The organism is Pedococcus sp. NPDC057267 (assembly GCF_042668795.1).
Classification (GTDB): Bacteria; Actinomycetota; Actinomycetes; order Actinomycetales; family Dermatophilaceae; genus Pedococcus.
Genome location: NZ_JBHUYG010000024.1, coordinates 20,462 through 44,138 on the forward strand (window position 1 = coordinate 20,462; position 23,677 = coordinate 44,138).

24 protein-coding genes are annotated in these 23,677 nt (G+C 72.7%); 23 read left to right on the forward strand and 1 reads right to left on the reverse strand.

Annotated features, from left to right (window positions below):
- Positions 1–121 precede the first annotated feature (121 nt).
- Complete coding sequence (locus ACFUC1_RS07530; protein ID WP_379118238.1) at positions 122–727, forward strand: carboxymuconolactone decarboxylase family protein; 606 nt, start codon at positions 122–124, stop codon at positions 725–727.
- 15 nt (positions 728–742) lie between these two features.
- Here the strand turns inward: ACFUC1_RS07530 and ACFUC1_RS07535 are convergent, their stop codons facing one another.
- Positions 743–1,111, reverse strand: coding sequence for a DUF1844 domain-containing protein (locus ACFUC1_RS07535; protein ID WP_379118240.1), 369 nt, complete (start codon positions 1,109–1,111; stop codon positions 743–745).
- Positions 1,112–1,404: 293 nt separating this feature from the next.
- Between ACFUC1_RS07535 and infC the strand changes: the two genes are divergently transcribed.
- From infC to tyrS, 22 genes are all read left to right on the forward strand, one after another.
- Positions 1,405–2,064, forward strand: coding sequence for a translation initiation factor IF-3 (gene infC, locus ACFUC1_RS07540; protein WP_379118279.1), 660 nt, complete (start codon positions 1,405–1,407; stop codon positions 2,062–2,064).
- Positions 2,065–2,128: 64 nt separating this feature from the next.
- Positions 2,129–2,323, forward strand: coding sequence for a 50S ribosomal protein L35 (rpmI, locus tag ACFUC1_RS07545; protein ID WP_310157820.1), 195 nt, complete (start codon positions 2,129–2,131; stop codon positions 2,321–2,323).
- Positions 2,324–2,405: 82 nt separating this feature from the next.
- The gene (gene rplT, locus ACFUC1_RS07550) at positions 2,406–2,783 is read left to right on the forward strand and encodes a 50S ribosomal protein L20 (RefSeq protein ID WP_310157819.1); all 378 of its coding nucleotides are present in this window, start codon (positions 2,406–2,408) and stop codon (positions 2,781–2,783) included.
- 32 nt (positions 2,784–2,815) lie between these two features.
- Positions 2,816–3,628: a TrmH family RNA methyltransferase gene (locus tag ACFUC1_RS07555; protein ID WP_379118244.1), complete on the forward strand. Its 813-nt coding sequence runs from the start codon at positions 2,816–2,818 to the stop codon at positions 3,626–3,628.
- 10 nt (positions 3,629–3,638) lie between these two features.
- Positions 3,639–4,757 carry an ATP-binding protein gene (locus tag ACFUC1_RS07560; RefSeq protein WP_379118246.1) on the forward strand — a complete coding sequence of 373 codons (1,119 nt, stop codon included), beginning with the start codon at positions 3,639–3,641 and terminating at the stop codon, positions 4,755–4,757.
- A gap of 290 nt (positions 4,758–5,047) precedes the next feature.
- Positions 5,048–6,154, forward strand: coding sequence for a phenylalanine--tRNA ligase subunit alpha (pheS, locus tag ACFUC1_RS07565; RefSeq protein ID WP_379118248.1), 1,107 nt, complete (start codon positions 5,048–5,050; stop codon positions 6,152–6,154).
- A complete protein-coding gene (pheT, locus tag ACFUC1_RS07570; protein WP_379118250.1) occupies positions 6,154–8,691 on the forward strand; it encodes a phenylalanine--tRNA ligase subunit beta in 2,538 nt (845 codons plus the stop codon). The genes pheS and pheT overlap by 1 nt, the downstream gene beginning before the upstream one ends.
- Entirely contained in the window at positions 8,688–9,419 is a 732-nt protein-coding gene (locus ACFUC1_RS07575) for an SDR family NAD(P)-dependent oxidoreductase (protein ID WP_379118252.1), read from the forward strand. The genes pheT and ACFUC1_RS07575 overlap by 4 nt, the downstream gene beginning before the upstream one ends.
- A 117-nt stretch (positions 9,420–9,536) precedes the next feature.
- Complete coding sequence (argC, locus tag ACFUC1_RS07580) at positions 9,537–10,577, forward strand: N-acetyl-gamma-glutamyl-phosphate reductase (protein ID WP_379118254.1); 1,041 nt, start codon at positions 9,537–9,539, stop codon at positions 10,575–10,577.
- On the forward strand, positions 10,574–10,984 hold the full coding sequence (locus ACFUC1_RS07585; protein ID WP_379118256.1) for an ACT domain-containing protein: 411 nt from the start codon (positions 10,574–10,576) through the stop codon (positions 10,982–10,984). The genes argC and ACFUC1_RS07585 overlap by 4 nt, the downstream gene beginning before the upstream one ends.
- Positions 10,981–12,132 carry a bifunctional glutamate N-acetyltransferase/amino-acid acetyltransferase ArgJ gene (gene argJ / locus ACFUC1_RS07590; protein ID WP_379118258.1) on the forward strand — a complete coding sequence of 384 codons (1,152 nt, stop codon included), beginning with the start codon at positions 10,981–10,983 and terminating at the stop codon, positions 12,130–12,132. Before ACFUC1_RS07585 ends, argJ begins: the two co-directional genes overlap by 4 nt.
- Complete coding sequence (argB, locus tag ACFUC1_RS07595; RefSeq protein WP_379118259.1) at positions 12,129–13,088, forward strand: acetylglutamate kinase; 960 nt, start codon at positions 12,129–12,131, stop codon at positions 13,086–13,088. Before argJ ends, argB begins: the two co-directional genes overlap by 4 nt.
- Positions 13,088–14,353, forward strand: coding sequence for an acetylornithine transaminase (locus ACFUC1_RS07600; protein WP_379118261.1), 1,266 nt, complete (start codon positions 13,088–13,090; stop codon positions 14,351–14,353). Before argB ends, ACFUC1_RS07600 begins: the two co-directional genes overlap by 1 nt.
- The gene (gene argF / locus ACFUC1_RS07605) at positions 14,350–15,288 is read left to right on the forward strand and encodes an ornithine carbamoyltransferase (protein ID WP_379118263.1); all 939 of its coding nucleotides are present in this window, start codon (positions 14,350–14,352) and stop codon (positions 15,286–15,288) included. The genes ACFUC1_RS07600 and argF overlap by 4 nt, the downstream gene beginning before the upstream one ends.
- Positions 15,289–15,331: 43 nt before the next feature.
- The gene (locus ACFUC1_RS07610) at positions 15,332–15,847 is read left to right on the forward strand and encodes an arginine repressor (RefSeq protein ID WP_379118265.1); all 516 of its coding nucleotides are present in this window, start codon (positions 15,332–15,334) and stop codon (positions 15,845–15,847) included.
- A complete protein-coding gene (argH, locus tag ACFUC1_RS07615; protein ID WP_379118267.1) occupies positions 15,844–17,268 on the forward strand; it encodes an argininosuccinate lyase in 1,425 nt (474 codons plus the stop codon). Before ACFUC1_RS07610 ends, argH begins: the two co-directional genes overlap by 4 nt.
- A 156-nt stretch (positions 17,269–17,424) precedes the next feature.
- Positions 17,425–17,715, forward strand: a complete 291-nt coding sequence (locus ACFUC1_RS07620) for a hypothetical protein (RefSeq protein WP_379118269.1) — start codon at positions 17,425–17,427, stop codon at positions 17,713–17,715.
- 1 nt (position 17,716) lies between these two features.
- Entirely contained in the window at positions 17,717–18,529 is an 813-nt protein-coding gene (locus ACFUC1_RS07625) for a hypothetical protein (protein WP_379118270.1), read from the forward strand.
- 8 nt (positions 18,530–18,537) lie between these two features.
- The gene (locus ACFUC1_RS07630) at positions 18,538–20,448 is read left to right on the forward strand and encodes a fumarate reductase/succinate dehydrogenase flavoprotein subunit (RefSeq protein WP_379118272.1); all 1,911 of its coding nucleotides are present in this window, start codon (positions 18,538–18,540) and stop codon (positions 20,446–20,448) included.
- A complete protein-coding gene (locus ACFUC1_RS07635; protein WP_379118274.1) occupies positions 20,445–21,197 on the forward strand; it encodes a succinate dehydrogenase/fumarate reductase iron-sulfur subunit in 753 nt (250 codons plus the stop codon). Before ACFUC1_RS07630 ends, ACFUC1_RS07635 begins: the two co-directional genes overlap by 4 nt.
- A complete protein-coding gene (locus ACFUC1_RS07640) occupies positions 21,161–21,832 on the forward strand; it encodes a DNA-3-methyladenine glycosylase (protein WP_379118275.1) in 672 nt (223 codons plus the stop codon). Before ACFUC1_RS07635 ends, ACFUC1_RS07640 begins: the two co-directional genes overlap by 37 nt.
- A gap of 57 nt (positions 21,833–21,889) precedes the next feature.
- Complete coding sequence (tyrS, locus tag ACFUC1_RS07645) at positions 21,890–23,152, forward strand: tyrosine--tRNA ligase (RefSeq protein WP_379118277.1); 1,263 nt, start codon at positions 21,890–21,892, stop codon at positions 23,150–23,152.
- Positions 23,153–23,677 lie beyond the last annotated feature (525 nt).

Below are 23,677 nucleotides of genomic sequence, written 5' to 3' on the forward strand. Positions count from 1 at the left end.
GGGCACCCCCCGGGGCAGGAGCGACAGGGCCGGGACACCGGTCGGCGGTGCGGCCTCCGTCGAAGGGCCGAGCCCACACCGGCGGTACGGCGGGCATGCTGGGCCGCGGAGGTGGACCGCCATGTCCTTCATCGAACCAGCGGCGGCGGGGGAGTCCGACCCGCAGGTGGCCGCGATGTATGCCGACGAGCGCGCCTCGTGGGGGTACCTGCCCAACTACGCGGAGCTGTTCAGCCACGAGCCGGCGGTGATGGCCGCCTGGCGCCAGCTCGTCGGCTCGATCCGGGGCAACCTGGACCGGCGCCGGTTCGAGCTGGTGACGCTGGCTGCGGCGCAGGCCCGTGGGTCGAGCTACTGCTCGCTGGCCCACGGCAAGTTCCTCGCCGACCTGTTCCACTCGCCGGACGAGGTCGCCGGGCTGGCCGGGGCCGCCGACGAGCCGGTCCCGGCCGACGAGGTCGACCTGGCCCTGATGGAGCTCGCCCGGCACGTCGCGCAGGACCCCTCCACCGTGGACCGGTCGGAGGTGCGCCGGCTGCAGGAGCTCGGGCTGGAGGACCGCGAGATCTTCCTCGTGGTGGCCGCCGTCGCCGCGCGGTGCTTCTTCGCCACCGTCCTCGACGGGCTGGGGGCGGAGCCGGACCGGCAGCTGGGCGCCCTGCCCCAGCCGATGCAGGCGGCCCTCACCGTCGGTCGCCCGGTCGCCGGAGCCCGGTTCGAGGAGTGAGGCCGCCTCGCCGGGTCAGACGACCGAGCCGGTGAGCTTCTCGCCCGGCCCCTGCCCGGGCGGGTCCGGGATGACCGAGGCCTCACGGAAGGCGAGCTGCAGCGACTTCAGCCCGTCGCGCAGGGGGGCGGCGTGCTGGCTGCCGAGGTCGGGGGCCGAGGCGGTGATGAGGCCGGCGAGGGCGTTGATCAGCCTGCGGGCCTCGTCGAGGTCGAGGTGCTCGGCGGCGTCCGGCCCCTCGGCGAGCCCGCACTTGACCGCGGCCGCCGACATGAGGTGGATGGCGGCGGTGGTGATGACCTCGACCGCCGGCACCTCCGCGATGTCGCGGGTGGCCTGCTCGGTGGGGTCGGCGCCGTCGGGATTGGGAGATTGCGTGCTCACGCTGGTAGCCTTGCAGATCGACCGGCCGTACCCAGCGCCGGGGGACTCCGACGGAGGCCTCCACGAGGGGGACGGTGTGCAAGTGAAGCAGCACCTGCTTCCACCCGCGACGACCACCAGGTCGCCGGGTTCCCGAGGTCGCCGAGGCGTGTGCCGCGGGGCGCGAGCTCCACGGCATACCGGCCCTTGGTGGACCCCGAGACCGATCAGGTGAGGCTTCCCGCGCAACGGCGACGGGAAGCCTTTCTCGTTGTCGCGGACACGACCCTGGATCCCAGCACAAGGAGACACCCATCAGCGAGCCTCGCATCAACGACCGCATCCGGGTACCGGAGGTGCGGTTGGTTGGTCCCAACGGAGAACAGGTCGGCATCGTGCGCGTCGAGGACGCGCTGCGGCTGGCCGCCGAGGCCGACCTCGACCTCGTCGAGGTGGCCCCGATGGCCAAGCCTCCCGTCGCCAAGCTCATGGACTTCGGCAAGTTCAAGTACGAAGCCGCCATGAAGGCCCGGGAAGCCCGCAAGAACCAGGTCAACACGGTCATCAAGGAGATCAAGCTCCGCCCGAAGATCGACCCGCACGACTACGGCACCAAGAAGGGCCACGTCGAGCGGTTCCTCAAGGGCGGCGACAAGGTCAAGGTGACGATCATGTTCCGCGGCCGCGAGCAGTCGCGCCCCGAGCTGGGCTTCCGGCTGCTGCAGCGCCTCGCCGAGGACGTCATCGAGCTCGGCACCGTGGAGTCGGCCCCCAAGCAGGACGGCCGCAACATGATCATGGTGCTGGCACCGACCAAGAAGAAGTCCGAGGCGATGGCCGAGCAGCGCCGCGCCCGCAAGACGCCGGCCGCCGAGCAGGCCGCACCGGCCGCGAACGCACCGGCCGCCGAGGCGCCGGTCGCCGAGGCCCCGGCCCCCGACGCACCCGCAGCGGAGCAGGCCCCGGCCGAGTAGGCCCCCGAACCACCCGAGCACCACCCACCAGACGAACACGTCGGACAGAAGGAGATCGGCAGCCATGCCGAAGAACAAGACGCACTCTGGCGCCAAGAAGCGCTTCCGGATCACCGGCAAGGGCAAGGTCATGCGCGAGCAGACCAACGGCCGCCACCTGCTCGAGCACAAGTCCTCGAAGTACACGCGCTCGATCGCCAACGACGTCGAGGTGTCCAAGCCGGACGCCAAGAAGGTCAAGAAGCTCCTCGGCCGCTGAGCCGAGCCCACCCCTGACAGCAGCACCGGGCTCAGCACAGCAGCAGCCTCGGATCGTCTAGAACCAAGCAAGGAGAACTCACGTGGCACGCGTGAAGCGGGCGGTCAACGCCCAGAAGAAGCGCCGGGTCGTCCTCGAGCGGGCCAGCGGCTACCGCGGTCAGCGCTCGCGCCTGTACCGCAAGGCCAAGGAGCAGGTCACCCACTCCCTCGGGTACGCCTACCGTGACCGCCGGGCCAAGAAGGGCGACTTCCGTCGCCTCTGGATCCAGCGGATCAACGCCGGCGCCCGCGCCAACGGCATGACCTACAACCGCTTCATCCAGGGCCTGAAGGCCGCGGAGATCGAGGTCGACCGTCGCATGCTGGCCGAGCTGGCCGTCAACGACGAGGCTGCCTTCGCCGCCCTCGTCGAGATCGCCCGGGCCAACGTGCCGGCGACCGCCGACGCCACCGCCTGAGCTCCACCTCAGCGCACACCGAGCGCCGGGACATGCCCCCGCTGAGCGCCCCCCTGACCAACCCCAGGTCGGACCGGGTCAAGGCGGTGCGGGCGCTGTCCCGGCGCTCGGTGCGTGAGCGGTCCGGCCGGTTCCTCGCCGAGGGCCCCCAGGCCGTGCGCGAGGCGGTGCAGCACCGCCCCGACTGCGTCGTCGACGTCTACGCCACCCCGGCCGCCGCGCAGCGGTACGCCGCGGACATCCTCGAGCCCGCGCTGGCCGCGGGGCTGCATGTGCACGAGGTCGACGAGGAGGTCCTCGCGGCCATGTGCGACACCGGGTCGCCCCAGGGGGTGGCCGCGGTGTGCCGGGTCCTGGCAGCGGGCCTCGACGAGGTCCTCGACCGGCGGCCCCGTCTGCTCGTCCTCCTCACCCACGTGCGCGACCCCGGCAACGCCGGCACGGTCATCCGCGGGGCGGACGCCGTCGGCGCCGACGCGGTGCTGGTGACCGACGCGTCGGTCGACGTGTTCGGCCCCAAGGTCGTCCGGTCGACGGCCGGGTCGCTGTTCCACCTGCCGGTCGTGACCGGGCTCGCCTTCGAGCCCACCGTCGAGCGGCTGCGCGCTGCCGGCATACGCACGCTCGCGGCCGACGGCGCGGGCGACCGACTCCTCGGCGACGTCGACCTGCTCGGCCCGCACGCGTGGGTCATGGGGAACGAGGCCTGGGGACTCCCCGAGGAGACCCGGGCCCAGTGTGACGAGGTGGTCCGCGTGCCCATCTACGGGCGGGCCGAGTCGCTCAACCTGGCCATGGCCGCGACCGTGTGCCTCTACGCCTCGGCGAGCGCCCAGAACGGCTAGGGTCGCCGCCATGGAGTTCACGCCCGGGATGCTCATGGACAACGAGTCCGCAGGCATCGCAGCCGAGCTGATCCCCGACGGGCTGGTCGCCGCCGACGGCGACGCCCGGATCCTGTTCCTCAACAGCCGCGCCGGTCGCATCCTGGGCCGTCCGCGTGAGGAGCTCGTGGGCGCCGACATCCGGGAGGCCGTCGACCTCCAGGACAGCGACGGCAGCTCATGGTGGGAGACCACGAACCCGTGGGGGGGCCTGCGGATCCGCACCGGCCACCGCGAGAAGATGCTCATGCTGCGGCACAACGGCCGCGAGGTCCTCGTGACGGCCAAGTACCTGCGCCCCGGCCGCAACGAGCCCGTGAACCGGGTCAACATCCTCATGCGCGACGCCCTCTACCGGCGCCGCCAGGAGGCCGAGAACGCCGCCGTCATCTCCACCGTCGCGCACGAGCTGCGCTCACCCCTGACCAGCGTCAAGGGGTTCTCCTCGACGCTGCTGCGGCGCTGGGACCGGTTCACCGACGAGCAGAAGCGGCTCATGCTGGAGACGATCGAGGCCGACGCCGACCGCGTCACCCGGCTCATCACCGAGCTGCTCGACGTGTCCCGGATCGACTCCGGGCGGCTGCAGATCCGGCCGCTGCCCCTCGACGTCTCCTCGGTGTTCCACCGCCACGTGGAGCGCGCCGTCGCCAGCGGCCTGGAGCGCGACCGGTTCGCCATTGAGGTCGCCGAGGACCTGCCCGAGGTGTGGGCGGACCCCGACCGGCTCGACCAGATCCTGTCCAACCTCCTCGAGAACGCCGTCCGCCACGGCGACGGCCTCGTCACCCTGGCGGCCGTGACCGCCGGTCCCGAGGCCCGGGCTGCCATGGTGGCCAAGGGTCGTGGCGACGACGGGGTCGAGATCGTCGTCAGCGACGAGGGCCCCGGCATCCCGGAGGACCACCGCGCCCTGGTGTTCAGCCGGTTCTGGCACGGCTCGGGCCGGGGAAGCACGGGCCTCGGGCTCTACGTCGTCCGTGGCCTCGTCGAGGCGCACGGCGGCCAGGTCGTCGTCGGCTCCGCGCCGTCGGGTGGGGCGCAGTTCCGGTTCAGCCTGCCCTCGACCGCGCCCGAGTACCTCGCCTGAGGCCGCGGCCACCTCGCGGAACGCGGTTGCGCCGGCTGGCGGTCCCCGCCACGCTGGTGCCATGACCTGTCGCACGATGCGATTTACCGCGCCTTCGGACGCGGTCGCCGTGCTGCGCTGAGGGCGCCCCACCACCGGCCCGCGGTACGCCGCGCGGCAGTTCCCCGGCACGCCTCGCCGCCGTCCGGCGGCCGCCTCCGAAGGCACCTCCACCACCCGCCCCACGTGGGAAGGTCGCGCGCGGGCGCCCCTAGACTCGGGGAGCCGCGCCCCCAGCAGAGATGAAGGACATGTCCGGACCCAACAAGCAGTACGACCCCGTCGAGGTGGCCGCGCTGGACCCGGCGGCCGTCGAGCAGGCCGTGGACGAGGCCCTCGCCGCGATCGCCGCCGCCGGCACCCTCGAGGAGCTCAAGGCCGCGCGCCGGGCCCACCAGGGTGAGAAGAGCGCCCTGGCCCTGGCCAACCGCGAGATCGGCGCCCTGCCGCCGAGCGCCAAGGCCGAGGCGGGCAAGCGCGTCGGACAGGCCCGCGGACGCGTCGGGCAGGCGCTGGCGGCCCGGCAGGCCGAGCTCGAGGCGGAGCGCGACGAGCGGATCCTCGTGGAGGAGGCCGTCGACGTCACCGTCCGCGTGCCGCGCCGCCCGCTGGGCGCGCGCCACCCGATCAGCCTCGTCTCCGAGCGGGTCGAGGACATCTTCGTCGCCATGGGCTGGGAGATCGCGGAGGGGCCCGAGGTCGAGGCCGAGTGGCTGAACTTCGACGCCCTCAACATCGGCGCCGACCACCCGGCCCGCCAGGAGCAGGACACCTTCTTCGTCGAGCCTGCGGGCTCCGGGCTCGTCCTGCGGACCCACACCTCGCCCGTCCAGGTCCGCACGATGCTCACCCACGAGCCGCCGGTCTACGTCCTGTGCCCCGGCAAGGTGTTCCGCACCGACGACCTCGATGCGACGCACACCCCGGTCTTCCACCAGTTCGAGGGACTCGTCGTCGACGAGGGCATCACGATGGCGCACCTCAAGGGCACGCTCGACGCGTTCGTGCAGCGGCTCTTCGGCGACGGCATCGAGACGCGCCTGCGCCCCAACTACTTCCCCTTCACCGAGCCGAGCGCCGAGATCGACTGCCGCTGCTGGGTCTGCGGCGGGTCGGGCACGCTCGACGGCGCCTCCTGCCGCACCTGCGGCGGCACCGGGTGGATCGAGCTGGGCGGATCCGGCATGGTCAACCAGCGGGTCCTGCGCGCCGCCGGCGTCGACACCGACCGCTACACCGGCTTCGCCTTCGGCCTCGGCGTCGAGCGCTCGCTGATGCTGCGCCACAACGTCGCCGACATGCACGACATCGTCGAGGGAGACGTGCGGTTCTCCCAGCAGTTCGGAATGGAGATCTGATGTACGCGCCCGTGTCCTGGCTGCGCGAGCTCACCGACGTGCCCGCCGACGCCACGGGCGCCGACGTCGCGGCGTCGCTCGTGCGGGTCGGCCTCGAGGAGGAGGGGCTGCACGGCGGCGACATCTCCGGGCCCCTCGTCGTCGGCCGCGTCCTGACGGTCGAGCCCGAGCCGCAGAAGAACGGCAAGACGGTCAACTGGTGCACCGTCGACGTCGGCGAGCACGGCCAGCGCGTCACCGAGGGCAAGGCCCAGGAGATCGTCTGCGGCGCCCACAACTTCGGCCCGGGCGACCTCGTCGTCGTCGTGCTGCCCGGCGGTGTGCTGCCCGGCGGCTTCGAGATCTCCGCGCGCAAGACCTACGGCCACGTCAGCAACGGCATGATCTGCTCGGCGAAGGAGCTGGGCCTGGGCGAGGACCACAGCGGGATCATCGTCCTCTCGCAGCTGCTCGGCGAGGAGGCCGCCGCGGCACTGCAGCCCGGCGACGACGCCATCACCCTGCTCGGCCTGGCCGACGAGGTCGTCGAGGTCAACGTCACCCCGGACCGTGGGTACTGCTTCTCGATGCGCGGCATCGCCCGCGAGTACGCCCTGTCCGAGGGCGTCGCCTTCCGCGACCCGGCCGACCTCGACGTGGCCGAGCCGGGCGACGGCGGGTATGCCGTGCACCTCACCGACGAGGCGCCGATCGACGGCCGGGAGGGCTGTGACCGCTACATCGCGCGAGTCGTCCGGGGCGTCGACACCTCGGCGTCCAGCCCGCAGTGGATGCAGAAGCGGCTCACCCAGGTCGGAATGCGACCCATCTCCCTGGCGGTCGACGTCACGAACTACGTGATGATGCTGCTCGGCCAGCCCCTGCACGCGTTCGACCTCGACACCCTCTCCGGCTCGGTCGGCACGCGCCGCGCCCGCGCGGGGGAGAAGCTCACCACCCTCGACGACGTCGAGCGCGCGCTCGACCCCGAGGACCTGCTCATCGTCGACGGCTCCGACACCCCGCTCGCGATCGCGGGCGTCATGGGTGGCGCCTCCTCGGAGGTCTCCGGCAGCACGACGAACGTGCTCGTCGAGGCGGCCCACTTCGACCCGGTCACCGTCGCCCGGTCCGCACGCCGGCACCGGCTCACCACCGAGGCGTCGCGCCGGTTCGAGCGGGGCGTCGACCCGGACGTGGCCGCAGCCGCGGCGCAGCTGGCTGTCGACCTCCTCGTCGAGCACGGCGGCGGCACGGCCGACCCGGCATACACCGACGTCGACCACCGGGTGGCCCGCGAGCCGTTCGCCTTCGACACCACCCTGCCGACCCGGTACGTCGGCCTCGAGTACCCCCGCGAGGAGGTCCTCGCGACGCTCGCGGCCATCGGCTGCGAGGTGGAGCAGCGCGACGGCGACACCGTGGTGGTGCGGGCACCCTCGTGGCGGCCCGACCTCACCGACGGCCCCGAGCTGGTCGAGGAGGTCGCCCGCGTGCGCGGCTACGACCAGATCCCCTCGGTCCTGCCGCAGCCGAAGTCCGCGGGTCGCGGCCTCACGCACGGGCAGCGCGTCCGTCGGCTCGTCGCGACGACCCTCGCCCACCAGGGGCTCACCGAGGTCCTCAGCTACCCGTTCGTCGCGCCGGGGCTCTTCGACGCGCTGGCGTATGCCGCGGACGACTCCCGCCGGCGCGCGGTCCGGCTGGCGAACCCGCTGTCGGACGAGGCGCCGCTGATGCGCACGTCGGTGCTCGACTCCCTGCTCGACACGCTGCGGCGCAACGTGGCCCGGGGTACGCGCGACGCCGCGGTCTACGAGATGGGCCTCGTGACCCTGGCGCCCGAGACGCCGGTGACGGCCCCTGTCCCCGCTACCGACTCCCGGCCCGACGACGCCACCCTCGCCGCGATCACCGGTGCGGTGCCCGCCCAGCCGCGGCACGTGGCCTACGCCGCCGCGGGCGACGCCGAGCGCGGTGGTCCCTGGGGCCCGCCCCGCACGGTCGACACCTCGGACGCCGTGGCCTGGGCCCTGGCCGTGGGGCAGGCGCTCGGGCTCGAGCTGCGGGTGCGCGCCGGCGAGCGCGCGCCGTGGCACCCGGGCCGCTGCGCCGAGCTCCTCCTCGAGGACGGCACGGTCGTCGGCCACGCCGGCGAGCTGCACCCCAAGGTCGTCGCGGCGCTCGAGCTGCCGGCCCGCACGGTGGCCGGCGAGCTCGACGTCGACGTCCTCGTCGCCGCGAGTGGCACGCCGCACGACGCGACGGCCCTGTCGACGTTCCCCGTGGCCCACACCGACGTGGCGCTCGTCGTCGACGAGACGGTCCCGGCCGCGGACGTCGAGTCGGCGCTGTCGGCCGGGGCGGGACCGGACCTGGAGTCGCTCGTGCTGTTCGACGTCTACCGGGGGGAGCAGGTGGGCGACGGGCGCAAGTCCCTCGCCTACCGGCTCACGTTCCGTCCCACGGCCCGCACCCTCACCACCGAGGAGGTGTCCGCCCTGCGCGACGCCGCCGTGGCCGAGGCGGGCCGTCGCACGGGCGCGGTCCAGCGGTGAGCGCTCGGGTCGCGGTCGTCACCGGCGCCTCCCGGGGCATCGGCCGCCACGTCGCCGACGCCCTCGAGGCGGCCGGGTGGGTCGTCGAGCGCGGCTCCACGGCCGTGGCGCCGGTGACCGACCGGGCAGCGGTCGAGCGCTGGGTCGGCGACGTCGTCGCGCGGCACGGTCGGCTCGACCTGCTGGTCAACAACGCCGGGGTCATCGACGCCGAGGTGCCACTGGCCGAGAGCGACCCCGAGCAGTGGTGGCACACGGTCGAGGTCAACGTGCGCGGCCCGTACCTCATGACGCGCACCGCACTCCCGCACCTCGCGGCGACGGGAGGGCGGATCGTCAACGTCAACTCCGGCGCCGCCTACCGCAACTACGACATCGCGACCGCCTACAACGTCAGCAAGGGCGCGCTCGCCCGGCTGACCGCGGCCACCGGCATCGGCGGCCAGCACGGCGTCAGGGCCTTCGACCTCGCACCCGGCGTCGTCCGGACCGACATGACGCTGGCCATGAAGGCGCACGAGGACCGCACCGAGTGGACCGCCCCCGAGGAGGTCACCGCGCTGCTCCTCGCCCTGGCGGACGGGCGGCTCGACGCGTGGTCGGGCCGCATGGTTCGCGCCGGCGTCGACACGGTCGAGTCGCTGCGGGCTCGAGCGGAGCAGGGGATCGGCGAGGGCGACCGCACCCTGGGGTTGCTGCGCTGGGGCGAGGACGACCCGCTCACCTGAGCCCGGGGGTTCTGGCCTGGCGCCGCGGCGGCGCCGGCCCCCCAGCCCACCCCTGGCGTCGTCGTCCGCAGTTCGGATGGTGGTGCATGAGCATCCATAACGTGTATGTTCATGCACATGCGGAGAGTGGCGGTTGCCGGGGCGAGCGGGTATGCCGGGGGCGAGGTCCTGCGGCTGCTGCTCGGACACCCCGAGCTGGAGGTGGGGGCGGTCACGGCCGCCTCGAGCGCCGGTCAACGCCTGGGCGCGGTCCACCCGCACCTGACGCCGCTGGCCGACCGGGTCGTGCAGGACACGACGACCGAGGCGCTCGCCGGCCACGACGTCGTGGTGCTGGCCCTCCCGCACGGCCACTCCGCCCGCATCGCGGCCGAACTGCCGGACGACGTGGTCGTGGTCGACTGCGGCGCCGACTTCCGCCTGCGGGACGCCGAGGCGTGGACGACCTACTACGACACGCCCTGGGCGGGCTCGTGGGCCTACGGCATGCCCGAGCTGTGCGTCCCCGGGGGCAAGCAGCGGGCGGCCCTGGTGGGCACCCCGCGAGTGGCCGTGCCCGGGTGCTACCCCACCGCGGTGAGCCTCGCGCTCGCGCCCGGCTACGCGGCCGGGGTGCTGGCACCCCACGACGTGGTCGTCGTCGCGGCCTCGGGCACCTCGGGCGCCGGCAAGTCCGCGAAGCCGCACCTGCTCGGCAGCGAGGTGATGGGCGCGATGTCGCCGTACGGCGTCGGTGGGGTGCACCGGCACACACCGGAGATCGAGCAGAACCTGCGCGGCGTGGCCGGCGACGACGTCACCGTCTCGTTCACGCCGACACTCGCGCCGATGCCGCGCGGCATCCTGGCCACCTGCACGGCACCCGTGGTGGCCGGCGCGTCCGCGCAGTCCGTGCGTGCGGCGTGGGTGGAGGCGTATGCCGACGAGCCGTTCGTCCACGTGCTCCCCGAGGGGCAGTGGCCCTCCACGGCCAGCGTCCTCGGCAGCAACTGCGTCCACGTCCAGGTGACGCTGGACGAGCGGGTCGGTCGCGTCGTGGTCGTCGCGGCCGTCGACAACCTCACCAAGGGCACGGCCGGGGCGGCAGTCCAGTGCACCAACCTCGCCCTCGACCTCCCCGAGACCACCGGGCTTCCCATCGCTGGAGTCGCACCATGAGCCTGCCGTTGCACCTGATGAAGCACGACGTGGACGTCGCGTTCGTCCGCCTCCCCGCGGGCGAGGAGCCGGACTTCGACTGGCGAACGGGTCCGCTGGCGTCGGTGACGTACACCGACAGCGAGACCTCCGTCGTGTGCGCGCACGACGCCGTTCCCGAGGGGGCGCGGGCGCAGGGGCCGCTCGCTGCGTTCGAGATCGCCGGTCCGCTCGACTTCTCGACGGTCGGTGTCCTCGCCGGGCTGCTCGACCCGCTGGCCAAGCAGGGCATCAGCATCCTGGCGATGTCGACCTTCGACACCGACTGGATCCTGGTGGACGCCAAGCACGCCGACGAGGCGATGGCCATCTGGAAGCGCGACGGCAACACGGCCGCACCCGCCCGGCTCTCCGGCGGTGCCTCGTGAGCGTCACGGCACCCCGCGGCTTCCGCGCGGCCGGGGTGACGGCCGGCCTCAAGGCGTCCGGCACCCCCGACCTCGCCCTCGTCGTGAACGACGGCCCCGACCACCACGCGGCCGCCGTCTTCACGAGCAACCGGGTCGAGGCCGCACCGGTCACGTGGTCCCGGCAGGTCGTCGGCGACGGCCGGGTCGACGCGGTGGTGCTCAACTCCGGCGGTGCCAACGCGTGCACCGGCCCCCAGGGGTTCGCCGACACGCACGCCACCGCCGAGCACGTCGCCAACGCGCTGGGCGTCTCGGCGGGCGACGTCGTCGTCTGCTCGACCGGCCTCATCGGCGAGCTGCTGCCGATGCCCAAGGTCCTGGCCGGGGTCGTTGCCGCGGCGGCGGCCCTGTCGACGGACGGTGGCGAGGACGCGGCGGTCGCCATCAGGACGACCGACACCATCCACAAGCAGGCCACGGCCGCCCGTGCCGGCTGGTCCGTCGGCGGCATGGCCAAGGGCGCGGGGATGCTCGCGCCGGCACTGGCGACGATGCTCGTGGTCGTGACCACCGACGCCGTGGTCGAGCCGGGCGAGCTCGACGGCGTGCTGCGTGCGGCCACCGCCGTCAGCTTCGACCGGGTCGACTCCGACGGGTGCCAGTCGACCAACGACACGGTGCTGCTCATGGCGTCCGGCGCCTCCGGGCAGCGCCCGTCCACGGCGGACCTCACCGCCGCTGTCACCGAGGTCTGCGCCTCCCTGGCGCGCCAGCTCGTCGCCGACGCCGAGGGCGCCCACCACGACATCGCGATCGAGGTCGCGGGAGCCGCGTCCGTCGAGGACGCGCTCGAGGTCGGGCGCGCGGTCGCACGCAACAACCTGTTCAAGTGCGCGGTCTTCGGCAACGACCCCAACTGGGGACGCGTGCTCGCTGCGGTCGGCACCACCCGGGCCGCCTTCGAGCCGCACCAGCTCGACGTCACGATCAACGGCGTGCAGGTGTGCCGGGCCGGCGGCGTCGGCGAGGACCGCTCCCTCGTCGACCTCACCGGTCGGGAGGTGCACGTGCTCGTCGACCTGCACGCCGGCGACGAGACCGCGACGATCTGGACCAACGACCTCACCCACGACTACGTCCACGAGAACTCGGCCTACTCCACATGACCGCGACCCAGCCCCCCGCAGGCACCCGGGCCGCCAACACCGTCCGCGGCCACATCGGCGCCGCCGCGCTGCGCGTCGCCCAGGGCAAGGCCCAGACGCTGGTCGAGGCCCTGCCGTGGCTCGAGCGCTTCCGCGGCGCCCTCGTCGTGGTCAAGTACGGCGGCAACGCCATGACCGACGACACCCTCAAGGCTGCCTTCGCCCAGGACGTGGCGTTCCTGCGGTACGCCGGGCTGCGGCCCGTGGTCGTGCACGGCGGTGGTCCGCAGATCGCCTCGATGCTCGACCGCCTCGGCCTCGAGAGCGAGTTCCGCGGCGGGCTCCGGGTGACCACGCCCGAGGTGATGGACGTCGTCCGCATGGTCCTCACCGGGCAGGTCGGCCGTGAGCTGGTCGGGCTGCTCAACCAGCACGGCCCGGTCGCCGTCGGCCTCTCCGGGGAGGACGCCGGCCTCTTCGGTGCCCGGCGACGGGGGACCACCGTCGACGGCGAGGACGTCGACCTCGGCCTGGTCGGCGACGTCGTCGAGGTCGACCCCGGCGCCGTGCAGGACATCCTCGACGCCGGGCGCATCCCCGTCGTCTCGACCGTGGCGCCCGACCTCGACGTCGACGGCCAGGTGCTCAACATCAACGCCGACACCGCCGCCGCGGCGCTCGCGGTCGCGCTGCGGGCGCGCAAGCTCGTCGTCCTCACCGACGTCGAGGGCGTGTATGCCGCGTGGCCGGACCGGGACTCGCTGCTGTCCTCGCTGACGGTGAGCGGCGCCAAGGAGCTGCTGACCCGCGTCGACGCCGGCATGATCCCCAAGCTCGAGGCGTGCGTGCGCGCGGTCGAGCAGGGTGTCCCGCAGGCCCACGTGGTCGACGGCCGCCAGCCGCACTCGCTGCTGCTCGAGGTGTTCACCTCCGAGGGCATCGGCACGATGATCGTCCCCGACGAGGAGAGGTCCTGATGGGCACCCACAACGACGAGCTCCTCGACCGCTACCAGCGCTCGGTCCTCGGCGTCTTCGGCCGGCCCCCGCTGGTGCTGTCGCACGGCGACGGCTGCTGGGTCTGGGACGTCGACGGCAACCGCTACCTCGACCTCGTCGGCGGCATCGCCGTCAACGCCCTCGGCCACGGCCACCCGGCGCTCGTCGCCGCCGTGAGCAAGCAGGCGGCAGAGGCGATCCACGTCTCCAACCTCTTCACCTCCCCGGCCCAGGTCGAGCTGGCCGAGCGCATCCTGCGGGTCGCCGAGGCGCCCGAGGGGTCCGCGGTCTTCTTCGCCAACTCCGGGGCCGAGGCCATCGAGGCCGCGATCAAGCTCTCCCGCCGCACCGGTCGCTCGGGCATCGTCGCGGCCGAGGGCGCCTTCCACGGCCGCACGACCGGTGCCCTCGCCCTCACCCACAAGGCCGCCTACCGCGAGCCGTTCGAGCCTCTCATCCCCGGCGTCACGCACGTGCCCTACGGCGACGAGGACGCCCTGCGCGCGGCCGTCACCGACGAGACGGCCGCCGTCGTCCTCGAGCCCGTGCAGGGTGAGGCCGGCGTCCTGAGCCCGGGCCCGGCATACCTGCGGCTCGCCCGCGAGCTCACCACCGCCCACGGCGCGCTGCTCGTGGTCGACGAGATCCAGACGGGGGTCGGCCGCACCGGCACCTGGTTCGCGTTCCAGCAGGCGGGGGTCGTCCCCGACGCGATGACCCTGGCCAAGGGGCTCGGTGGGGGAGTGCCGATCGGGGCGCTGGTCACCTTCGGCCTCGAGGTGTCCGGGCTGCTCACCGTCGGCCAGCACGGCTCGACGTTCGGCGGGAACCCGCTGGCGGCCGCGGCCGGGCTCGCAGTGCTGGAGACCATCGAGTCGCAGGGCCTGCTGGCGCACGTCCGCGAGGTCGGCGAGCACCTCGCCGAGGCCGTCACGGCGCTCCACCACCGGCTCGTCACCGGGGTCCGGGGAGCGGGACTGCTGCGGGCGATCACCCTCGCCGCCGACGTCGCACCCGCCGTCGCCGCGGCCGCGCGTGAGGGCGGGTTCATCGTCAACCCCGTCGCGCCGAACGCCCTGCGGCTGGCCCCGCCCCTCGTCATCACCACCGAGCAGGTCGACCTGTTCGTCGCCGCCCTGCCCGCCTTCCTCGACGCCGCGTCCACCCCGGCCGCCTCGACCCCGGCCGCCTCGACCCCGGCCGCCTCGACCCCGGCCGCCTCGACCCCGAAGGAGACCGCGTGACCCTCCGCCACTTCCTGCGCGACGACGACCTCAGCGCCGAGGAGCAGGCCCTGGTCCTCGCCCGCGCGGCCGAGCTCAAGGCAGCCCCGTTATCCCGGCAGAGCCTCGCCGGCCCGCAGGTCGTCTCGGTCGTCTTCGACAAGCCGACGCTGCGCACGCAGGTGTCCTTCACCGGCGCCATCGCCCAGCTGGGGGGACACCCGCTCGTCGTCGACGGCGCCCTGGCCCAGATCGGCGTCCGCGAGTCGGTGGCCGACACCGCGCGGGTCCTCGGCCGCCAGTCCGCCGCGATCGTGTGGCGCACCTACGGCCAGGACCGGATCGAGGAGATGGCCGCGTTCGCCGGGGTCCCGGTGGTCAACGCCCTCACCGACGACTTCCACCCCTGCCAGATCCTGGCCGACCTGCTGACCGTCAACGAGCGCAAGGGCGTGCTCGCGGGCCTGACCCTCGCCTACGTCGGCGACGGCGCCAACAACATGGCCCACTCCTACCTGCTGGGCTGCGCGCTGGCCGGCATGCACGTGCGCGTCGGCACGCCCGCGTCGCACCAGCCGCAGGCCGCCGTCCTCGCGCGGGCCGAGGAGATCGCCGCCGAGCAGGGCGGGTCGGTGGCGGTGCTCGACGACGCCGGTGCCGCAGTGGCCGGAGCCGACGTCGTCGTCACCGACACGTGGGTGTCCATGGGCATGGAGGCGCAGAAGGGCGAGCGGCAGGGCAGCGCCAGCCCGTTCGTCCCGTTCGCCGTGACCGAGTCGCTGATGGCCCGGGCCGACCCCGACGCGATCTTCCTGCACTGCCTGCCCGCCTACCGCGGCTTCGAGGTCGAGGCTGCCGTCATCGACGGGCCGCAGTCGGTCGTGTGGGACGAGGCGGAGAACCGGCTGCACGCCCAGAAGGCCCTGCTCTCCTTCCTCGTCGAGGAGTCCGCGTGACCTCGCGCCCCGGACCCCTGGGCCGCCCCGTGGCGGGGCGCCGGTGAGCATCGCCGGCACCCGGACCGCACGGCACCAGCGGATCGTCGAGATCCTGGGGCGCACCGAGGTCCGCTCGCAGACCGAGCTGCTCGACCTGCTCGCCCAGGACGGCGTCGAGGTCACCCAGGCGACCCTGTCGCGCGACCTCGTCGAGCTCGGCGCCGTCAAGGTCCGCTCGGGGCGCGCGCTCGTGTATGCCGTGCCGGGGGAGGGCGGCGACCCCACGGCCCGCCCGGCCCAGGGGTCGCAGGCGGTGAGCACCCGGCTGCGCCGGGTCTGCTCCGAGCTGCTGGTCACGGCCGAGCCCTCGCACAACCTCGTCGTCCTGCGGACCCCTCCCGGTGCGGCGAACTTCCTCGCCTCGGCGATCGACCACGCCCGCATCGAGGGCCTGCTCGGCACCATCGCCGGGGACGACACCATCATGGTCATCACGACCGGCACCGCCGCCTCGCGGCGGATCGCCGACCACCTGCTCGCGCTCGCGGGCACCACGACCAACGAGGAGCAGCGGTGAACGAGCGGGTCAGCCTCTGGGGCGGACGCTTCGCGGGAGGCCCGGCCGACGCGCTGGCCGCCCTGAGCAAGTCGACGCACTTCGACTGGCGGCTCGCGCCGTACGACCTGGCGGGGTCGCGCGCCCACGCGCGGGTGCTGCACGCCGCCGGGCTGCTCGACGACGCGTCGCTCGAGGCGATGCTGGACGCGCTGGCCCGGCTGGCAGCCGACGTCGAGTCGGGCGCCTTCGGGCCGGCCGAGGACGACGAGGACGTCCACACCGCCCTCGAGCGTGGGCTGATCGAGCGGGCGGGCGCGGACGTCGGCGGCCGGCTGCGGGCCGGGCGCTCGCGCAACGACCAGGTCGCCACGCTGTTCCGGATGTACCTGCGTGACCACGCGCGCTCGGTCGCAGCCCTCGTGCTCGACGTCGTCGACGCCCTGCTGTCGCAGGCGCGGCGGCACCCCGACACGGCGATGCCCGGTCGCACGCACCTCCAGCACGCGCAGCCGGTGCTGCTCGCCCACCACCTGCTCGCCCACGGCTGGGCCCTGCTGCGCGACGTGCAGCGGCTCCAGGACTGGGACGTCCGCGCGGCCGTCTCGCCCTACGGCTCGGGCGCCCTCGCAGGGTCCTCGCTCGGCCTCGACCCCGAGGCCGTCGCCGCCGACCTCGGCTTCGACACCTCCGTCGAGAACTCCATCGACGGCACCGCGTCGCGCGACTTCGTCGCCGAGTTCGCCTTCGTCGCGGCGATGACGGCAGTGGACGTGTCGCGCCTCGCCGAGGAGGTCGTCCTCTGGGCGACCAAGGAGTTCTCCTTCGTCACGCTCGACGACGCCTACTCGACCGGGTCGAGCATCATGCCGCAGAAGAAGAACCCCGACGTCGCCGAGCTGGCGCGCGGCAAGGCCGGCCGGCTCGTCGGGGACCTGGCCGGACTGCTCACGACCCTGAAGTCGCTGCCGCTCGCCTACAACCGCGACCTGCAGGAGGACAAGGAGCCGGTCTTCGACGCCGTCGACACCCTCGAGGTCCTCCTGCCCGCCTTCAGCGGCATGGTCGACACCATGGTCTTCGACACCGACCGGCTCGCCTCCCTGGCGCCCCAGGGCTTCTCGCTCGCGACCGACGTGGCCGAGTGGCTGGTGCGCGAGGGCGTGCCGTTCCGGGTCGCCCACGAGGTGGCCGGCGCCTGCGTGCGCGCGTGCGAGGAGCGGGGCATCGAGCTGTGGGACCTCACCGACGAGGACCTCGCGGCCATCTCGCCCCACCTCACCCCGGGCGTACGCAGCGTGCTCACGGTCGAGGGCTCGCTCGCCTCCCGCGACGCCAAGGGAGGCACCGCCCCCGCCCGCGTGGCCGAGCAGGGGGAGCGGCTGGCCGAGGCCGTCGCCCGGGCCCGGGCCTGGGCCGACCATCCCGTCGAGGTGCGCTGACCCCTGGGCGCCAGCCGCGCAGGGGACGCCGGCGCCCAGGGTGCCGCGCCCGCGGCATACCGGATCGCGTGGATGCGGGACATCGGACCGCGCATTCGCTAGGTTCGGTGACGTGGGTCACAGTGGACCCGCTCCGGCGTTCGAAGGGATGACGGCATGGGTGTCAGCGACGACCTCACCGCGGCAGCAGGGCACGTGGCGGGCCTGCGACGGGCGGTGACCGCCCTGTCCAAGGAGCTCGGCAACACCATCGACATCCAGCGGCTGCGCGACGACGTCGTGCGGCTCGCCGACGACGTCGACCTCCTGGCCCGCGCCGCGGGGGTCGGCTCCCAGGACCGGGCAGGTGGGCCCGGCGAGATCGTGTTCATCCCGGACGAGGACTACGACCCCTCGATGTGGTCGGACGTCGAGGACGAGGGCGTCGGCTACCGCCGGGGCCAGTGACGTGAGCGCACCCTTCGGCGGAGGCGTCCACGCCCCCGGACGCGCCCGCATCGCCGCCCGCACCCTGCGCGAGGACCGGTGGTGGCTGCAGCCCCTGGTGACCTTCGTCTGCTTCACGGCCTGGCTGCTCTACGGGCTCATCAGGGCTTCGACGCAGAAGGACTACTTCGTCGCCGACTACGGCTACCTCACGCCGTTCGCCTCGCCCTGCCTGTCGACCTCGTGCGTGCCGGGCTCGACGCACTTCGGCACGCCGTTCGGCCAGTGGCCGCCGCTCATCCCGTTCGCGGTGCTGACGCTGCCGTTCCTGCTGCTGTTCCGGCTGACCTGCTACTACTACCGCAAGGCGTACTACCGCTCGTTCTGGCTCTCGCCTCCGGCGTGCGCGGTACCCGAGGCGCACCGCGAGTACTCGGGTGAGACGCGGTTCCCGCTCATCGCCCAGAACCTGCACCGGTACTTCTTCTACGCGGCGGTCATCGTCAGCCTCATCAACACCTACGACGTGCTGCACGCGTTCCGTGGCAAGGACGGCGGGTTCGGAATCGGGCTCGGGACGCTGATCCTGCTCGCCAACGTCGTGCTGCTGTGGTGCTACACCCTCGGCTGCCACTCCTGCCGCAACATCGTCGGCGGACGGCTCAACCACTTCTCGAAGCACCCGCTGCGCTACAAGGCCTGGGGCTTCGTCGGCAAGCTCAACGCGCGGCACATGCAGTTCGCCTGGGTGACCCTCGGCAGCCTCGTCGTCACCGACGCGTACATCGCGCTCGTCTCGTCCGGCACCATCTCCGACCTGCGCATTCTCAACTGAGGAGCCCCGTGACCGACCTCGAGACGCACGACGTCGACGTTCTCGTCATCGGTGCCGGTGGCGCCGGCCTGCGTGCCGCCATCGAGGCGCGCGAGCAGGGGCTGCGCACGGCTGTCGTGTGCAAGAGCCTGTTCGGCAAGGCGCACACCGTGATGGCCGAGGGCGGGATCGCCGCGTCGATGGGCAACGCCAACGCCAAGGACAACTGGGAGGTCCACTTCCGCGACACGATGCGCGGCGGCAAGTTCCTCAACAACCCGCGGATGGCCGAGCTGCACGCCAAGGAGGCGCCGCAACGGGTGTGGGAGCTCGAGACGTACGGCGCGCTGTTCGACCGCACCCCCGAGGGCAAGATCAGCCAGCGCAACTTCGGCGGCCACGAGTACCCGCGCCTCGCCCACGTCGGCGACCGCACCGGCCTGGAGCTGATCCGCACGCTCCAGCAGAAGATCGTGAGCCTGCAGCAGGAGGACCGGCGCGCCACCGGCGACTTCGAGGCCCGGCTGCGGGTCTTCGCCGAGTGCACGGTCACTGACATCTTCAAGGACGACTCCGGCGCTGTCTGCGGCGCGCTGGCGTACTGGCGCGAGAGCGGCGAGTTCGTGCTGTTCCGCGCGCCGGCGGTCGTCCTGGCGACGGGTGGCATCGGCAAGTCCTTCACGGTCACGAGCAACTCCTGGGAGTACACCGGCGACGGCCACGCGCTGGCCCTGCGCTCCGGCGCGGCCCTCATCAACATGGAGTTCATCCAGTTCCACCCGACGGGCATGGTGTGGCCGCCGTCGGTGAAGGGCATCCTCGTCACCGAGTCGGTGCGCGGCGACGGAGGAGTCCTGCGCAACTCCGAGGGCAAGCGGTTCATGTTCGACTACGTGCCCGACGTGTTCCGGGCGCAGTACGCCGACACCGAGGAGGAGGCGGACCGCTGGTACAAGGACGCCGACAACAACAAGCGCCCGCCCGAGCTGCTGCCCCGTGACGAGGTGGCGCGAGCCATCAACAACGAGGTCAAGGAGGGGCGCGGCTCGCCCCACGGCGGCGTCTTCCTCGACGTGTCGAGCCGGCTGCCGGCCGAGGAGATCATCCGGCGGCTGCCGTCGATGCACCACCAGTTCAAGGAGCTCGCCGACGTCGACATCACGGCCGAGCCGATGGAGGTCGGCCCGACCTGCCACTACGTCATGGGCGGTGTCGAGGTCGACGCCGACACGGCGGCGACCAGCGTCCCCGGCCTGTTCGCGGCGGGCGAGGTCGCGGGCGGCATGCACGGCTCGAACCGCCTCGGCGGCAACAGCCTGTCCGACCTGCTCGTGTTCGGCCGACGGGCCGGGGTCGGGGCCGTCGACTACGTTCGCGGCCGTGGTGTCGAGGGCGGTGGGCACCCCGCCCCGGCGGAGGCCGACGTGGCGGCCGCGACGCGGGCGGCGCTGTCCCTGTTCGACCCCAAGGACGGCGGCCAGAGCCCGTACGGGCTGCACCACGAGCTCCAGGGGAAGATGAACGAGCTGGTCGGCATCATCCGGCGCGAGCACGAGGTACGGGAGGCGCTCGAGGTCCTCGACGAGCTCGACGCCCGGGCCCGCAACGTCGTCGTCGCCGGGGGCCGGCGGTTCAACCCGGGCTGGCACCTGGCCATGGACCTGCGCAACATGCTCGCCGTCTGCCGCTGCGTGGCGATGGCGGCGCTGGAGCGCACCGAGTCCCGCGGCGGCCACACCCGCGAGGACTTCCCGGCCATGGACCCGGAGTGGCGCCGGCTCAACCTCGTCGAGACCATGACCGACGACGGGCGGATCGAGATGCGGCGCCAGCCCGTCCCCGAGATCCGCCAGGACCTGCTCGAGCTGTTCGAGCGCTCCGAGCTGTCGAAGTACCTCACCGAGACCGAGCTGCAGCGGCACGGAGGGAGCGGATCATGAGCTACCAGGGGAGCTTCCGGGTGTGGCGCGGCGACGCCGACGGGGGAGCGCTGGAGGACTTCACCGTCGAGGTCAACGAGGGCGAGGTCGTCCTCGACATCATCCACCGGTTGCAGGCGACGCAGGCCCCGGACCTCGCGGTCCGCTGGAACTGCAAGGCCGGCAAGTGCGGCTCCTGCTCCGCCGAGGTCAACGGCCGGCCGCGGCTGCTGTGCATGACGCGGATGAGCACGTTCGAGGAGGGCGACACCGTCACGGTGACGCCGCTGCGCACCTTCCCCGTCGAGAAGGACCTCGTCACCGACGTGTCGTTCAACTACGAGAAGGCGCGCGAGGTGCAGGCGTTCAGCCCGCCCGAGGGCGTGGCGCCGGGCGAGTACCGCATGCAGCAGGTGGACGTCGAGCGCAGCCAGGAGTTCCGCAAGTGCATCGAGTGCTTCCTCTGCCAGGACGTCTGCCACGTCGTGCGTGACCACGAGGACAACAAGGCCGCGTTCTCCGGCCCGCGCTTCCTCATGCGCATCGCCGAGCTCGACATGCACCCGCTCGACTCCGCCGACCGGCGCCCGGCCGCCCGGGCCAAGCACGGCCTCGGTTTCTGCAACATCACCAAGTGCTGCACCGAGGTCTGCCCCGAGCACATCAAGATCACCGACAACGCCCTCATCCCGCTCAAGGAGCGCGTCGTCGACCGCCACTACGATCCCCTCGTGTGGCTGGGCAACACGATCCGACGGCGCAAGGGCTGACCGGCCCGGGGCGAGGGCCGCGCCTCGAGCGGTCCTTCTTCGCCGAGGACGTCCTCGACGTCGCCCCCGCCCTGCTCGGGACCTTCCTGACCGTGGGCCCGGTGACGGTCCGCCTCACCGAGGTCGAGGCGTATGCCGGGGAGTCCGACCCCGGGTCCCACGCCTTCCGCGGGCCGACGCCCCGCACGCAGGTGATGTTCGGCCGCGCCGGTCACCTCTACGTCTACTTCACCTACGGGATGCACTGGTGCGCCAACGTCGTGACCGGGACCGAGGGCCACGCCAGCGCGGTGCTGTTGCGCGCCGGCGAGGTGGTGGGCGGTGAGGAGGTGGCCGCCGGGCGACGTGCGGGGATCGCGCGACGCGACTGGACGAGGGGCCCCGCCCGGTTGGCGACGACGCTCGGGCTGCGCGGCGAGGACTCGGGCGCAGACGCGTGCGGAGGCGACCGCATCGCCTTCCACGCACCGGTGGACCACGTGCCCGCGAGCCGCATCCGGACCGGCCCGCGGGTCGGGGTGAGCGGCGCCGGTGGCGACGCCGCGGCATACCCCTGGCGCTTCTGGCTGGCCGACGAGCCGAGCGTCTCGGTGTACCGCGCAGCGAAACCCCGCAGCCGTCGCCGCGGTGCATAGGGCAGGCTTGGCCCGGGCCGCGTGGTGCGGCTCACCGACCGAAGGAGACCGACGACCGTGACGAACGTTCTCGACGAGCTGCAGTGGCGAGGCCTGGTGGCGCAGACCACCGACGAGGCCGCGCTGCGCCAGGCCCTCGGCGACGGACCGATCACGGCCTATTGCGGGTTCGACCCGACCGCCCCGTCGCTGCACTTCGGCAACCTCGTCCAGCTCGTGGTGCTGCGCCACCTCCAGCGGGCCGGGCACCGGGTCATCTGCCTGGTCGGCGGCTCGACCGGTCTCATCGGCGACCCACGGCCGTCGGCGGAGCGGGTGCTCAAGACCAAGGAGCAGACCGCCGCGTGGGTGGCGAACATCCAGCGTCAGGTGCGCCCGTTCCTCGCGACGGACGGGGACAACCCCGCGATCTTCGTCAACAACCTCGACTGGACACAGGGCCTGTCGGCGCTGGACTTCCTGCGTGACATCGGCAAGCACTTCCGGGTCAACCAGATGGTCAAGAAGGAGGCGATTGCCGCGCGGCTGAACTCCGACGAGGGGATCTCCTACACCGAGTTCAGCTACCAGCTGCTGCAGGGGCTGGACTACCTGCAGCTGTACCGCGACCACGGGTGCACGCTGCAGACCGGTGGCAACGACCAGTGGGGAAACCTCACGGCGGGCTCGGACCTGATCCACCGGGTCGAGGGGAAGTCGGTGCACCTGCTCACGACCCCGCTGCTCACCGACAGCTCGGGGGAGAAGTTCGGCAAGAGCGCCGGCAACGCGATCTGGCTGTCGCCGGAGATGACGAGCCCGTACGCCTTCTACCAGTACTGGATCAACGTCGAGGACGCCTCGGTGGTGACCCTGCTCAAGGTGTTCACCGACCGCACGCAGGGGGAGGTCGCCGAGCTGGAGAAGTCCCTGGCCGAGAAGCCGTTCCTGCGGGAGGCACAGAAGGCCCTGGCGGCGGACGTGACCACCCTCGTCCACGGCGCTGAGGCGACGGCTGCGGTGCAGGCGGCGTCCGAGGCACTCTTCGGCAAGGGGGACGTGGGTGCCCTCGACGAGGCCACGCTGCTCGACGCCACGGCGGAGCTGCCCGGTGGACAGGTGGACGTCGGCACCTCGGTCGTGGACGCCTTGGTGGCGGTGGGCCTGGTCGACTCGCGCAACGCCGCCCGGAGGGCGATCTCCGAGGGCGGGGCCTCGCTCAACAACGTCAAGCTCGCCGACCCCGAGCAGGTGCTGGGGGAGGAGGACTTCCTCCACGGCCAGGTCGTCCTGCTCCGTCGCGGGCGCAAGTCCCTCGCTGCAGGCCGCCGGTCGGGCTGAGGCACACGAGGCCGGTCGCCCTGCGGCGCCCGACCCCACCGACGGATCCGCTGGTCCGGCGCCGCAGGGCGCTGACCAGCGGATTTGTCTTTTCGGCGAGGGCCCGTCTAATGTTCTCGACGTCAGCCCGACAGGGAGGAACGGACACCACCGCGGTCACCACCGCGAAGAAGGCCGGTCCCGCGGGTTGGAACCCCCGAAGAACAGCTCGGACGCCTCACCGCGTCCGAAGCCAGGAACGGGGAGTCTCCAGACCGGATTCCACCGCCGAGAAGCGGATTTGGGAAAAGGAAACGGAGAGCATAAGATTGAAGGGTTGCCCCGGACGCCGGCCGAAAGGTTTGCGAAAGGTGCGCGTCCGATCCTTGAGAACTCAACAGCGTGTCAAAAATCGATGCCAATTACCTCGTCTCGGGGTGGCTCGTGGCCGGGCTTTGATGGTTTGGTTGTGGGTTGCTTCGAACGAATTTTCCTTTGGTTGACAATGAATTTCTGGCAATTTTGCTAGTTGTTCTTGCTCAGTCA

Coding starts and splice junctions, on each gene's coding strand:
- ACFUC1_RS07585 (WP_379118256.1), top strand. CDS start 10,574: ATGAGCCTGCCGTTGCACCTGATGAAGCACGACGTGGACGTCGCGTTC.
- rpmI (WP_310157820.1), top strand. CDS start 2,129: ATGCCGAAGAACAAGACGCACTCTGGCGCCAAGAAGCGCTTCCGGATC.
- ACFUC1_RS07635 (WP_379118274.1), top strand. CDS start 20,445: ATGAGCTACCAGGGGAGCTTCCGGGTGTGGCGCGGCGACGCCGACGGG.
- pheS (WP_379118248.1), top strand. CDS start 5,048: ATGTCCGGACCCAACAAGCAGTACGACCCCGTCGAGGTGGCCGCGCTG.
- pheT (WP_379118250.1), top strand. CDS start 6,154: ATGTACGCGCCCGTGTCCTGGCTGCGCGAGCTCACCGACGTGCCCGCC.
- ACFUC1_RS07600 (WP_379118261.1), top strand. CDS start 13,088: ATGGGCACCCACAACGACGAGCTCCTCGACCGCTACCAGCGCTCGGTC.
- ACFUC1_RS07560 (WP_379118246.1), top strand. CDS start 3,639: ATGGAGTTCACGCCCGGGATGCTCATGGACAACGAGTCCGCAGGCATC.
- ACFUC1_RS07530 (WP_379118238.1), top strand. CDS start 122: ATGTCCTTCATCGAACCAGCGGCGGCGGGGGAGTCCGACCCGCAGGTG.
- argC (WP_379118254.1), top strand. CDS start 9,537: ATGCGGAGAGTGGCGGTTGCCGGGGCGAGCGGGTATGCCGGGGGCGAG.
- argB (WP_379118259.1), top strand. CDS start 12,129: ATGACCGCGACCCAGCCCCCCGCAGGCACCCGGGCCGCCAACACCGTC.
- ACFUC1_RS07620 (WP_379118269.1), top strand. CDS start 17,425: ATGGGTGTCAGCGACGACCTCACCGCGGCAGCAGGGCACGTGGCGGGC.
- ACFUC1_RS07555 (WP_379118244.1), top strand. CDS start 2,816: ATGCCCCCGCTGAGCGCCCCCCTGACCAACCCCAGGTCGGACCGGGTC.